The organism is Amycolatopsis sp. NPDC039088, from assembly GCF_055598845.1.
Window position 1 is genome coordinate 112,129 of the sequence record NZ_JBVKAE010000012.1, and the last position, 12,456, is coordinate 124,584.

Below are 12,456 nucleotides of genomic sequence, written 5' to 3' on the forward strand. Positions count from 1 at the left end.
GAAGTGTAGACGATGAAACATGGAATAGAGCCTTTGAACTATGTCGAGTCTCATTCAGAGCCGCTTGACTAAGTGCATGACAGAGACGAAGAACAACAAGACGGTCCTGGTCCTCGGGGCGACGGGCAAGACCGGACGCCGGGTGGCGCGGCGCCTGACCGACCGGGGAATCCAGGTCCGCGCGGCGTCACGGCCGGGCTTCGACTGGGACGACCGGTCGACCTGGACCGCGGCGGTCACCGGGGTCGACGCGGCCTACGTGACCTACTACCCCGACCTCGCCTTCCCCGGCGCGGCCGAAGCGATCCGCGACTTCTCGAAGCTGGCCGTGGAGCACGGTGTGCGGCGGCTGGTCCTGCTGTCCGGCCGCGGCGAGGAAGAAGCCGTGGTCAGCGAACAGGGCGTGCGGGACTCCGGTGCCGAGTGGACGGTCGTGCGGTCCAGCTGGTTCGCGCAGAACTTCAGCGAGCACTTCCTGCTGGAGCCGGTGCTCGCCGGCGAGATCGTGTTGCCCGCCGGAGAGGTGACCGAGCCGTTCATCGACGTCGAGGACATCGTCGACGTCGTGGTGACGGCGCTGACCGCCGACGGGCACCACGGCCGGGTGTACGAGCTGACCGGACCTCGGTTGCTCAGTTTCACGGACGTGGCGGCGGAAATCGGCGAGGCTGTCGGGCGGGATGTCCGGTACGTTCCGGTCTCCGCGGCCGAGTTCGCGGCGGGCGCGGCCGAGCAGGGCGTGCCGGAGGAGGAGATCGAGGGCCTGACCGACCTGTTCACGCGGATCCTCGACGGCCGGAACGCGTCGCTCACCGGCGACGTCGAGAACGTGTTGGGCAGGCCCGCGAGGGACTTCTCCGAGTACGCCGCGAACGCCGCGGCCACTGGGGTCTGGAATCGATGAAACGAGCGGGAATCGGAAGGGAGGCGACAGGAATGTCGACGCTGAGCGAAATCGTCCTGATCGCGGCCGTCATCGCGGCGGGGTTGATCGCGGGCTTGTTCTACGCCTATACGTGCTCGGTCATGCCGGGGCTGGGGAGGGCCGACGCGCGGACGTATGTGACCGGGATGCGGGAGATCAACATCGCGATCCTCAACGGCTGGTTCGCCTTGAGCTTCGGCGGCGCGCCACTGCTCGCCGCGGTGGCGGCGGCCCTGCACTTCCGGTCCGAGCTGCGGTCCGCGCTGCCGTGGCTCATCGCGGGTTTCGTCCTGCTCCTGGTGATGCTGATCGTGACCATGGCGCTCAACGTGCCGCTGAACAACGCGCTCGAAGCGGGCTTCGACGGCGACAACACCGACTTCGAGGCGTTGCGGGCGAAGTTCGAAGGTGTCTGGGAACGGTGGAACCTGGTCCGGACCCTGGCCGCGATCGGCGGCTTCGGCGCTCTCGTGGGCGGGCTGATCGTGCATGCCCGCGGCTGATCCTTCGCCTGGCTCAAGCGCCGGTCGTCACCGCAGGAGCCCTTCGAGCGCCGGAACGATTTTCTCCGGTGGCGGGTAGGCGGCGAGTTCGTGCCGCAGCCGCCCGGCGGTGTCCCGGTAGGACGGTTCGGTCAGCACCGAGGACACGGCGTCGCGGATGTCCGACGGCGTCAGCTCGATGACGTCGAGCACCACACCGAGGCCGAGTTCGGTGACGCGGTCGCCGTTGTGCGGCTGGTCGGCGCCCATCGGCAGCAGGACCATCGGCAGTCCGGACGCGATCGCGCCGAGCAGGCTGCCCGAGCCTCCGTGAGTGATGGCCGCGTCGCAGTACGGGAGGATCTTGTCCTGCGGCAGGTATTTCGCGAGGTGGATGTGCTCCGGCTGCGGTCCGAACTCGGCGGGGTCGATGAGGTTTCCGACGGTCACCACGCAGGTCGCGTCGACCTCGCGCAGTCCGGCGAGCACCCGGGCGAAGAGGTCACCGGATTCGGTGTTGAAGATCGTGCCGAGGGTGAAGTAGACCGACGGGCGGCCCTCGACGTGCCAGTCCGGCGCCGGGCCGCGATCGGGCACCGGGGTGTGGAAGGACCGGGCGGTCGGCGGCAGCGGGAACCGGGGATCGCGGAAGCTTTCGGGAAACGGGCTGAGCACGAGATGGCGGTGGGCCGACTCCAGATTCCGTTGCGGGGGAAGACCGTAGGCGGCGCGGACCTCGTTGAGCGGCTCGTCGGCCAGATCGGGCCGGATGAGCACACCGGCGGCGATGACCAGGACGGTCGCGTGGGGAAGGCCGAGCTTTTCGGCGGCGATCATCGGACCGTGATCGGCCTCGTCGCACACCAGGAGATCGGGTGCCCAGTCCCGGCACAGTGTCAGGACGTCCTCGGCGCGGCGGGGTGCGGTGCGGCGGATGAAGCCGTCGCGGAGGTCGGCGTCCTCGCGGTCCCTGTCGACGGGGAGCAGCGGGCGGCGTTCGCCCTCGCTGCCGAGGTTCGGGCCCGAGGGGAAGGCGGTGAAACCGGCCGCCTCCACGATCGGGACCATCAGTGGCTCGCCGGTGAAGGCGATCGTGTGGCCCGCGGCGGCGAGCGCGCGGGCGATCGGGACGAGTGGCCGGAAATGGCCGTTGCCGCCGGCGAAGGTGAACAGGACACGCACGCGGTCGACCCTATCGGCGGGACCGACGGTTTTCCCGGCGTTGCCCCGCTTCCGGTGCGGGTGGGCAGCGCTACCCTGCTGCGGTGATCGATACGGACGCCGACGAGGTCCGGCTGTGCGCGCTGGAAGGCTGCGAGAATCCTCTGCCCCCGCCCGCGGTGGACGCCGAGGGGAAACGCAAGGGCGGTCGGCCTTCCGCCTACTGCGGTAAGACGCACGCCGACGCCGCGTCGCGGGCCCGGCGCGCCGCCGCGGTGGCGAGTGTGGCCGATCCACTGCTCGAGGTCCGCCGGATCGCCGACGAGTTCACCCCGGCGGCGGCCTCGCTCGTGGAACTGCTGGACGCGATGCGCGCGCGGTTCGACGACGCCGCCGCGGCGGCACTGGGCCGGGTCACCGAAGCCGAGGCCGAGGCCGCCACGGCGCGGCGCGAGGCCGAGGACGCCCAGCAGGCGGCGGCGAAGGCCGACGCGGCGCGCGCGACAGCGCTGGCGTCCTCCCGCGACGACAAGCTGGCCAAGGCCAAGGCGGAACGTACCGCCGAACAGGCATTGAAAGACGCGGAGGAGACCCGCCAGCGGTCGTGGACCGAGGTCGCGGCGCACGAACGGGCCCGTGGCGCCGCGGAAGCCGCGACCGTCGCCGCGGAACGCGCCCGCGACGCGCTGGTCTCCGATCTCCGGACGCTGCGCGAGGACTTCGCCGCCGTGCGCGCGGACAAGACCCGGCTGACAGCGGAGCTGGGCGAGCGGGACACCGCGTTGGCGCGGGCGGTGGCGGAACTCGAAGCCTTGCTGGACCGGCTCGACGAGGCGAAGGCCAGGGCGACCGTGTCCGAAAAGGACTGTGCCGCGGCTCGGGCGGAATCCGCCGCGCTCCGAGGCGATCTGGACCGCGTCCGCGCCGAGCTCGCGCGAGAGCACACCGCCCGCAGCCTCGCCGAAGCGCGGGCGACGGCGCTGGCCGGAGAACTGGAGCGCGCTCAGGCCCGCGCCGCCGCGGACCAGGCACGCTACGACGACGTCGTGCGGCAGCTGGCCGAACTCGCCCGTCCACCGGTCGTCGAAGTCGAAGAAGCGGCCGTCTCTTCGCCCGAATCGCAGGTGGAGGCTTCCGAGCTCCCGTAGAGTGCCGCTGACCTATCCAGGGTTGGGGGTCAGGGGCTGTGAGCGGGTACGAGGTCGAGATCGGTCAGCTGCGGAACGCGGCCAAGGCGGCGGGATCCGCCGCGGACCAGGCCAGAGCCGTGGAACCGGGCACCGGCCTGGGCGCGATCGCGACGGCGTTGCCGGGTGGCGAGGCCGCGAAGAGCGCGCCCACGCTGGCGTCGACGGTCACTGAGCGCGCGAAGGGGTGGGCCGGCGAGATCGACCGCTGGAGCGAATCGATCACGACGGCCGCGAAGGCCTACTCCGAAAGCGAGAAGTCCGCGGAGGAGGCTTTCGGACGATGACGGTCGGCTACCACGACGTCCGCAAATGGGACGCTGAAGCGCTCGACGCGACGGCCACCGATCTGGGTGGGCGGCGGGACAAACTCCTCGGGCTGCAGGACGAACTCGACGACGCCAGGAAACTGCCCGATTGGCACGGCCCGGCGGGCGAGCGTGCCCGCGATTCGCTGGGCGAGACGCGGAACAACGCCGAGACCCTGATCGCGGAACTCTCCGCTGTGGAGAGCGCCCTGCAGAACGCGTCGGACGACGTGACCGCCCTGAAGACCAGGGTCGCCAACAACGACTCCCTGGCAGGCACCTACCAGTTCCGCATCGCCGCCGACGGCGCGATCGTGGACGACAAGCCCGCCGACCCGCCACCGAAGTCCCGGTTCGAGGCCGAAGAGTACGCAGAGGCCCGGCGGCACCGCGAAACCATCAGGAAGCAGCTGGAACAGGAAACCAAGGCGATCCTCACCACCGCGAACAGCATCGACGCCGCCCTCGCCCGGGTGATGCGGCTCGCGAACGACGGCGAGATCAGCGACCACGGAGCGACCACCCTGGCCGGCGCCAGGAAGGGCGGGGAGATCGACGCCAAGGTGGTCGAGATGGAACAGTCGCTCCGCGACGCGGGTCTGCTGAGCGGGCCACCCGCGTCCGGTCACTACCGGCAGTGGCTCGAGAACGCCGTACGCCGGGGCGTGTCGATCGACATCATCAAGAAGATCGCCGACGAACACGACATCACGCCGGAGGACTTCAAGGTCCTCGACGGCATGGAAGAGATCCGCGAGGACGAGGACGGCGACGGGACCTTCAAGTCGTACTTCCTGATGCCGACCGACATCAGCGGGGACGACGCCGCCAAGGCGGTACGGATGACCTACATCATGAACGCGGGCACCGACTACGGGACCGAAGGCGAGAAGACCGACTTCGCGCCGACCCCGTACGGCTCTGAGGAACTGCGGCGGATCACCGACCGGCAACGGGAGAACTCCTGGAGCTATGACGACGACGTGGGCTTCGTGCACGGCAACGGCGGGCGGCTGGTGACCACCCCGAACGGCATGATGATGGGTCTTGGCGGGAACCTCGTGCAGGACCAGTTCAGCCAACGCGGCGGAACCACCTGGGGCGACACGTTCATGCTGAACATCGACGACCCGAAGGATCCGGCGCAGCAGCTTCGAGAGGTCGCGAAATCGGGCCACGCCTGGTACGAGGGCGACAACGGCGCGTCCCAGGGTTCGCTCGACATGGACCGGCTGCTGCATCACGAGGAGCGCCACTCCCAGCAATGGGGGCGCGAAGGCTATGCCGGCTTCCTCGCCTCCTACGCGTGGGAGCAGGTCACCGGCGGCAACGAAACCGAGGAAGACGCGGGACTCTCCGATGGCGGATATTAAATGGCCACGAGTCGCCTGCGCCGCCTTGCTCGTGGCGGCGGTGACCGGGGCGTGCGACACCAAGGCCCAGTTCGCGCCATCGCTGCCGCCGGAGGCCGGGTTCCGCGTCGACGACGGCGTCCTCAAACTGTGGACGGGCACCCCGTGCGAGGGTGTCACCGGCCTGAGGGTCACGTTCGACTCCGGCACCAAGGAGAGCGCGGAACAGCTGTGGACCGCGCCGCGGCCGGGGGTGCGGGTCGAGCGCCTGGACCTGCTGACAACGGCCGGGGAATCCTCCGCGGACGCCGGTGGCCTCCAGGTCCGGACACCGCTGCCCGCGGATTACGACTGGACCAAGGCAGGCTCGATCACCGTCGCCGTCGACGGCCCGGAAGCCTACGGTGCCAAAGCCGACGTCGCCCAGGTGCTGCGCGAGTCGGTTCAGCACCCGGCCGGGAGCTACCTGTTCGGCCGGAGCGGCTGGCTGGACGCCGCAGCCGTCCAGCGCGAGAACCGGAAGTCGTTCCTGACCGTCTGCACTCCCGACCCGAAGTGACGTTTCACCCTGTGGAGTCGCATATGGACACGCCGGAAAGTACATCGCGGACGGTGTTGCGACGCTTCGTGCTCGGCGCGTTCGCCTGCGTCGCCGCGGTGATCGTGCTGCTCGTCGGCCGCGTGGTGCTCAGCGCGATCGGCTCGTCCTCCGATCCGCACGGCTACGGGATGTTCGCGGGAATCCTGTTCACGGCGGTCCTGACCCCGGTCGCGCTGGCGCTGTGGCTGCTCTACCGCTCACTGCGCCGACGTCGCAGGTGACCTGGCTTCAGGACGGCAGTTCCCGCTCCGACCCGCGTGCGGCGCCGTTCACCAGTTGCTCGACCCCGTCCAGGATCCGCGCCAGCCCGAACCGGAAGGTGTACAGCGGGGCGCTCGCCGCGCCGTGTGCCTCCCCGGCCGCCTGGCCGACCCTGGCCGCCAGCGGGAAGAGACCGGCGTCGGCCTCGGGGATCTCCGCGAGCACCGGCGCGCTGGCCGTCCACCACTCCAGGTCCGTCATCCCGGATCGCCGCACCAGACTCGCCGATTCGACCGAGCCTCGCGCGATGCCCTGGACGTATCCGTTGACCATCGCCACCACGGCGTCCATCTCCAGATCGGTGAGCCCGATCGCGTCGAGGGCGCTCAGTTCGCGTTCGTGCTTGGCGAAGGTGTGCGGGCCGAGGGGGAGACGGCTGGTGGTGAGCTGCAGCATCCACGGATGCCGGTGGTACATCTCCCAGGCGTCCTCGGCAAGGATCGTCATCGTGACCCGCCAGTCGTGGCTCGGCGGCGGATCGGTCAGCTCGCCGTGGACCCGGTCCATCATCAGGTCGAGCAACTCGGCGCGGCTGGGGATGTAGGTGTAGAGGGACATGGGGGAGACGCCGAGCCGTTCCGCGCCCCGCCGGACCGACAGCGCCGCGATCCCCTCGGAGTCGGCGAGTTCGATCGCGGCGGTGACGATCTCCTCGACGGTCAGCTTCGGCTTGGGGCCGCGCCGGGGTTTGTCCCGCACGCCCCAGAGCAGTTCGATGGTCCGCCGTGGATCGCCCGTGCCGGTGTGGTCCGCGTACGTCATCCCTGTTCTCTCTACGGTGTACGGAGTTTGTGTTATTCTGAACTGTACACCGTACAGAGATTGGGGCTGAGTGACGTCTCGCGACGGTTTCGACAGTGTCGTGTTCGAACCGAAAAATCCCCCTCGGACCAGCGGATTCGTCTTCTGGAACGCCGACGGGGACACCCTGGGGCCCGAGGAGGTGACGGTCGCCCTCCCCGAGCTCAAGACGGTGCCTTGCGTACGGCTCCCGATGGCCGAGGCGCTCCCTGTCCTGCTGCGGTCTGGTGGGAGTGACGACGCCTCCGCCCGCTTCTGGAGCACGGCGGCGGTGGCGGCGCTGAAGCTCGCCGAGGCGGGCCGCCTGCTCCCCGGCCTCACCGAGTCCGATGTGGACGCCTGGCGCGCGGGTCCGCTGGAACCCGCCGACGCCGCGTGGTTGCGGACGCTGTCCGAGGCGATGCCGCCGCGGGCACGGGCGATCCCGGAGGAGGGAAACCTGCTTCCGGCACGGTATCCACTGCTGCGCGCGTTCCTGGACGCCGTGGCCGACGCCCTGCCCCGCACTCCTGCGGCCGCGCAGGCGACCGGCGTCAAGGCCTTCGCCGCACCGCCGTCGCACCGTGTCCCGCAGCTGCGGGACTGGGCGGCCGAGGTCGCGGCCGGACTCGATTCCGGAGTCCGGGTCTCGGTGCGGATCGAGGCGCCCGGCGACGACTTCGCGGGCGGCCGCTTCACCGGCGTGGTCCAGGTACACAGCCTCGCCGACCCTGGCGTTCTGACCGACGCCGCCGCTCTGTGGGCCGGAGACGACCGCTTCGGTCCGAGGGCCCGTATCGACGTGATGCTGGCGCTGCGCCGCGCGGCCCAGGTGTGGCCGCCACTGGAACCGCTGCTCAGCGCGGCGGTCCCGGACGAGATCGGGCTCGCCGACGCCGACATCACCGAACTCCTCACCACCGGCGCGCCCCTGCTGGCCACCGCGGGTATCGACGTCCACTGGCCCGCCGGTCTCGCCCGCGACCTGAGCGCGAAGGCCGTCGTCGGCGGCGGTGACGCGCCACCGGACGACCTTCCGTCCTTCTTCGCCGGCGGGAAACTGCTGGAATTCGACTGGCAGCTCGCGCTCGGCGGCGCCCCGCTCACCGCCGCCGAGATGGACGCGCTCGCCGAGGCGCACCGTCCCGTCGTGCGGCTGCGGGACCAGTGGGTGCTCGTGGACCCGGCGCTGGCGGCGAAAGCACGGGATCGCGCGCTCAAACCGCTCACCCCGATCGACGCGCTCGGCGCCGCCTTGAGCGGCACGGCCGAGATCGACGGCGAACGCGTCGACGTCCTCACCGACGGCTGGCTCACCGCCCTGCGGGAACGGCTGCTGGCACCGCCAGAACCGCAGGCACCGCCACGGGGACTGGCTGCCACCCTGCGTGACTACCAGATGCGCGGCCTGCAATGGCTCACCGCCATGACCTCGATCGGGCTCGGTGGCTGCCTCGCCGACGACATGGGCCTCGGCAAGACGATCACCCTGATCTCCCTGCATCTGCACCGCGCACAGGGCCCGACCCTGGTCGTCTGCCCCGCCTCCCTGCTGGGCAACTGGGAACGCGAGATCACCCGGTTCGCCCCCGGCGTGCCGGTCCGGCGGTTCCACGGCGCGGAGCGGTCGCTCGAGGGCCTCGACGACGGCTTCGTGCTCACCACCTACGGGACACTGCGCGTCGACCCGGAACCCTTGGGGAACGTCCACTGGGGACTGCTGGTCGCCGACGAGGCCCAGCACGTGAAGAACCACCGCTCCGGTACGGCGAAGGCGTTGCGGACGCTGACGTCGTCGGCGCGGGTGGCGTTGACGGGCACACCGGTGGAGAACAATCTGTCCGAGCTGTGGGCGATCCTCGACTGGACCACTCCCGGTCTCCTCGGCACCATGGCCGACTTCCGCCGGGTGTGGGCGAAACCGGTCGAGTCCGGAAAGGACCCCGAGGCCGCGGAACGGCTGTCCCGGCTGGTCCGCCCCTTCCTGCTGCGGCGCCGCAAATCCGATCCGGGGATCGCGCCGGAACTGCCCGCCAAGACCGAAACCGACCGGCCGGTGACCCTCACCGCCGAGCAGGCGGCGCTGTACGAGGCGACGGTGCGCGAACTGATGGCCGAGATCTCCGTCAGCGAGGGCATCGCGCGCCGCGGCCGGATCGTCAAGCTGCTCACCGGCCTCAAACAGATCTGCAACCACCCCGCCCAGTACCTCAAGGAACCGGCGGACGCGGTGCTGGACGGCCGGTCCGGCAAACTCGAACTCCTCGACGAACTCCTCGGCACGATCCTCGCCGAGGACGGCGCGGTGCTGGTGTTCACCCAGTACGTCGCGATGGCGCGGCTGCTGGAACGCCATCTCGCGCAGCGGGGGATCGGCACGCAGCTGCTGCACGGCGGCACGCCGGTGCCCAAACGCGAGGACCTCGTACGCCGGTTCCAGGCCGGTGAGGTGCCGGTGTTCCTGTTGTCGCTCAAGGCCGCGGGCACCGGGCTCAACCTGACCCGCGCCGATCACGTCGTGCACTACGACCGCTGGTGGAATCCGGCGGTGGAGGACCAGGCGACCGACCGTGCCTACCGGATCGGGCAGACGCGTCCGGTGCAGGTGCACCGGCTCATCGCCGAAGGCACCGTCGAGGACCGCATCGCGGCGATGTTGCGGGAGAAACGCGCGCTGGCCGACGCGGTGCTCGCCGGCGGCGAGGCCGCACTGACCGAATTGACCGACGCGGAACTGGCCGATCTGGTCGAGCTGAGGAGTCGCCGATGAGTACGCCCGACGATCGTGTCCGCGGGTTCCCCGCCTTCGGGCGGCAGGGTGGCCACGGCCAGTTCGCCCGCTCGTGGTGGGGCCGCGCGTGGATCAGCGCGATGGAGGACACCGCGCTGGACCTGCGGCAGCTCAAACAAGGCCGCAAGTACGCCGCGGCTGGCCGGGTCGGCCCGATCACGGTCAGCCCCGGCCGGATCGCCGCCGTGGTCGACGACCAGGAAGGCCAGTACCGCACCGAGGTCCGTCTCGCGGAACTGACCGATGAGGACTGGGACCGGTTCCTCGACCGGGTCGCCTCCCGGGCCGGGCATCTCGCCGCGCTGCTGGACCGGGACATGCCGCACGATCTCGTCGAGGCCGCCGACGACGCCGGGGTGCACCTGCTGCCCGGGATCGGCGACCTCGACCCGGACTGCGACTGCCCCGGCTGGGAGCTGCCGTGCCGTCACGCCGCGGCGCTGTCGTTCCAGGTCTCGTGGCTGCTCGACGCCGATCCCTTCGTGCTGTTGCTGATGCGCGGCAAGGGAGAGCGGGAACTCCTCGACGAGTTGCAGCGGCGCAACGCACCGCGGTTCGTGCGCACCGGGGACGACGGCACCACACCGGAACGGGCCTACGCCGAGGAACCGGGTCCGTTGCCCGACGTCGCCGAGTTCGCGCCGACACCAGGCCCGACCGTGCCCGGCGCCCCCGGCATCCCGGCGGAGTCCTTCGCCCTGCTGGTCGGCAACGCGGGCCAGGTGGCCAGTGCGCTGCTGACGTCGCAGCCGAAGCTCACCCGCAAGCAGGACGCCGTCCGCCTCGCCGCCGGCCATCCGGAGTCCGCTGAGCGGCTGCGTCCGGCCGGGAGCGGTGAGGACTTCGATCGCGCGGTGCTCGCGTGGCGGCACGGCGGCCGGGCCGGTCTCGAAGTCCTGGAGACCGCGTGGACCCCGCCGTCGCAGGCCATGGGCCGGGCCAGGGCGGCCTTCACCGAGGTGGTGGACGAACCCGGCCAAGGCCTGGACGTCGAGCGCAACCGCTGCGCCGTCCGCGGCACCGGCGTGCAGATCCGGCTGGGCAAGGACGGCCTCTGGTACCCGTACCGGGATCAGTGGCCTGCCGGCGCGCCCGAGGCCGATCCCGGCGTGCTGTTCGCCGCGTTGCTCGGCTGATCCCACTGGCGTCCTCGCCGCAGCTCGTGCAGGTGCGGCGAGGACAGGTGGAGGACCTGGTACCGGACCTCGTCCGATTCCGGCGCTTGATCACGCCACAGGCTGTAGCGCACCACCTGCCAGGTGTGGGGATCGACGGCCAGTGCCCCCGAGTGCGCGCCGTCCTGCCGCAGGTGCTCGCGAAGCCCGTCGAGAGCCTCGCCCAGGAACGCCACCGGGTCGGTCTCGGCCGGGATCCGCGTGACGTGCTTTCCCGCCGCTGCCGGAGGAGTGCCGAACGCGGGTCCCTCCTCGAAGCCGAGCACGGTCCAGTGCTGGACCGGCGGACGCCCGAACGATTCGACGATGCCGCTGAACGGGCCGCCGAACAGGAACGCGTTCATCCCGGCCTCGTCGTGCCAGAGATAGAAGGGGGAGTACTGGTTCAGCGTCGATCCGTCGATGCCGCGCTCGCGGATCCCGTACACCTTCAGCCCCAGTCCGGCGAAGTCGTCGAGCAGATGGCCGCGCGTGGCGACGCGTTCGCGGATGACGCCCATGTCGTAGTCGGCGGGCAGGGTGATCTCGTACTGCATCGCATGCATGCCGTACATACTAGTAGGTACAGAACGCGGACAGGGAACTCCGCTTCCATCCCGCCGGTGGAAACTTCACCGCCCCCGGTGAAGGACGTTATTTCTTGCTGAGCCGCACGATTCCTTCACCGTCGCGGACCGCGACCACCACGATCACCTGCCGGTTGATCTGGTGGACCATCCCCGCCGGACCGGACACCGCCGCACCCATCCCGCCGGACGCGGGGGCGAGCCCCACCTTCCCCGCCTGGACCGAGACCGAAAGCGGCCCCGCGCCGCCGTCGTTGGGTACCTGGTCGCCGGTCTTGACGAGGACCTCGCACGTCCCGTCGGCGCAGGCTCTCAGATCCCGCCCGTCCACGGCGACGAACGGCGCACCGGAGGGGGCCGCGGCCTCCATCATCGGCACGTTCTCCGCGGAAGGTCCCGAACTCGTCGCGGCGAAGATCGGCGTCGGCTCGGCCGTCGCGCAACCGGAGGCGAGCAGCACCGCGGGGATCAGGAACAGGCATCTTCGGCGATCGACCATGACCGACGAACGTAGCCGACGCACGAGCGTCTGGATGCACCCGAATTCCGCAATCCCGCGGCTGTTCGCAGTGCTCGGCGGCGGTCCGACCGGGGGAACCGACCGGACCGGCGCACCACGTGGTCATACGGGCACCGAGCGTTCCGAACACGTGGCAGGGACAAGGAACTCGGCGAGTAGTGAAGGCCCCGTATTCGGTGGCCTGCTGTTGGGGTTCTCGCGCCGAGCGGGTGACGTGTCCACGGTCAACGTCCGAGCCGGGCGATTCCCTTTGTGTCTGTGAAGGAATGGGACGTTGAGTCTCCCAATTCCTCCACAGACACGCTCGATGATCCGCCAGCGGGCCATTACGAGCCTCAGTAGCACCA

Annotated in this window: 13 protein-coding genes; 9 read left to right on the forward strand and 4 right to left on the reverse strand. The window is 70.4% G+C overall.

Annotated elements, in window-relative coordinates; translation table 11 throughout:
• Nucleotides 1-76 precede the first annotated feature (76 nt).
• Both ACZ7KI_RS17690 and ACZ7KI_RS17695 read left to right on the forward strand, forming a co-directional pair.
• Nucleotides 77-904 carry a Rossmann-fold NAD(P)-binding domain-containing protein gene (locus ACZ7KI_RS17690; protein WP_470274181.1) on the forward strand — a complete coding sequence of 276 codons (828 nt, stop codon included), beginning with the start codon at nucleotides 77-79 and terminating at the stop codon, nucleotides 902-904.
• Nucleotides 905-936: 32 nt separating this feature from the next.
• Entirely contained in the window at nucleotides 937-1,428 is a 492-nt protein-coding gene (locus tag ACZ7KI_RS17695) for an anthrone oxygenase family protein (RefSeq protein ID WP_470274182.1), read from the forward strand.
• 27 nt (nucleotides 1,429-1,455) lie between these two features.
• Here the strand turns inward: ACZ7KI_RS17695 and ACZ7KI_RS17700 are convergent, their stop codons facing one another.
• Nucleotides 1,456-2,589, reverse strand: coding sequence for a glycosyltransferase (locus ACZ7KI_RS17700; protein WP_470274183.1), 1,134 nt, complete (start codon nucleotides 2,587-2,589; stop codon nucleotides 1,456-1,458).
• Between the two features lie 83 nt (nucleotides 2,590-2,672).
• On the opposite strand from ACZ7KI_RS17700, the gene ACZ7KI_RS17705 reads away from it, so the two are divergent.
• The 5 genes from ACZ7KI_RS17705 to ACZ7KI_RS17725 are packed head-to-tail and all read left to right on the forward strand — an operon-like array spanning nucleotide 2,673 to nucleotide 6,237.
• On the forward strand, nucleotides 2,673-3,716 hold the full coding sequence (locus ACZ7KI_RS17705) for a hypothetical protein (protein WP_470274184.1): 1,044 nt from the start codon (nucleotides 2,673-2,675) through the stop codon (nucleotides 3,714-3,716).
• A gap of 38 nt (nucleotides 3,717-3,754) precedes the next feature.
• On the forward strand, nucleotides 3,755-4,042 hold the full coding sequence (locus ACZ7KI_RS17710) for a hypothetical protein (protein ID WP_470274185.1): 288 nt from the start codon (nucleotides 3,755-3,757) through the stop codon (nucleotides 4,040-4,042).
• Nucleotides 4,039-5,436 carry a WXG100 family type VII secretion target gene (locus ACZ7KI_RS17715; protein ID WP_470274186.1) on the forward strand — a complete coding sequence of 466 codons (1,398 nt, stop codon included), beginning with the start codon at nucleotides 4,039-4,041 and terminating at the stop codon, nucleotides 5,434-5,436. Before ACZ7KI_RS17710 ends, ACZ7KI_RS17715 begins: the two co-directional genes overlap by 4 nt.
• Nucleotides 5,423-5,974: a hypothetical protein gene (locus tag ACZ7KI_RS17720; RefSeq protein WP_470274187.1), complete on the forward strand. Its 552-nt coding sequence runs from the start codon at nucleotides 5,423-5,425 to the stop codon at nucleotides 5,972-5,974. The genes ACZ7KI_RS17715 and ACZ7KI_RS17720 overlap by 14 nt, the downstream gene beginning before the upstream one ends.
• 23 nt (nucleotides 5,975-5,997) lie before the next feature.
• On the forward strand, nucleotides 5,998-6,237 hold the full coding sequence (locus ACZ7KI_RS17725; RefSeq protein WP_470274188.1) for a hypothetical protein: 240 nt from the start codon (nucleotides 5,998-6,000) through the stop codon (nucleotides 6,235-6,237).
• A 7-nt stretch (nucleotides 6,238-6,244) separates the two neighbouring features.
• Here ACZ7KI_RS17725 and ACZ7KI_RS17730 read toward each other — a convergent pair whose 3' ends face one another.
• Complete coding sequence (locus tag ACZ7KI_RS17730; RefSeq protein ID WP_470274189.1) at nucleotides 6,245-7,039, reverse strand: TetR/AcrR family transcriptional regulator; 795 nt, start codon at nucleotides 7,037-7,039, stop codon at nucleotides 6,245-6,247.
• A 70-nt stretch (nucleotides 7,040-7,109) separates the two neighbouring features.
• On the opposite strand from ACZ7KI_RS17730, the gene ACZ7KI_RS17735 reads away from it, so the two are divergent.
• On the forward strand, nucleotides 7,110-9,827 hold the full coding sequence (locus tag ACZ7KI_RS17735) for an SNF2-related protein (RefSeq protein WP_470274190.1): 2,718 nt from the start codon (nucleotides 7,110-7,112) through the stop codon (nucleotides 9,825-9,827).
• Nucleotides 9,824-10,984 carry an SWIM zinc finger family protein gene (locus tag ACZ7KI_RS17740; protein WP_470274191.1) on the forward strand — a complete coding sequence of 387 codons (1,161 nt, stop codon included), beginning with the start codon at nucleotides 9,824-9,826 and terminating at the stop codon, nucleotides 10,982-10,984. Before ACZ7KI_RS17735 ends, ACZ7KI_RS17740 begins: the two co-directional genes overlap by 4 nt.
• On the opposite strand, the gene ACZ7KI_RS17745 is transcribed toward ACZ7KI_RS17740, so the two are convergent.
• Complete coding sequence (locus tag ACZ7KI_RS17745) at nucleotides 10,921-11,568, reverse strand: DUF4865 family protein (protein WP_470274192.1); 648 nt, start codon at nucleotides 11,566-11,568, stop codon at nucleotides 10,921-10,923. The two genes, ACZ7KI_RS17740 and ACZ7KI_RS17745, sit on opposite strands and share 64 nt — an antisense overlap.
• Nucleotides 11,569-11,656: 88 nt before the next feature.
• Nucleotides 11,657-12,088: a hypothetical protein gene (locus ACZ7KI_RS17750; RefSeq protein WP_470274193.1), complete on the reverse strand. Its 432-nt coding sequence runs from the start codon at nucleotides 12,086-12,088 to the stop codon at nucleotides 11,657-11,659.
• Nucleotides 12,089-12,456 lie beyond the last annotated feature (368 nt).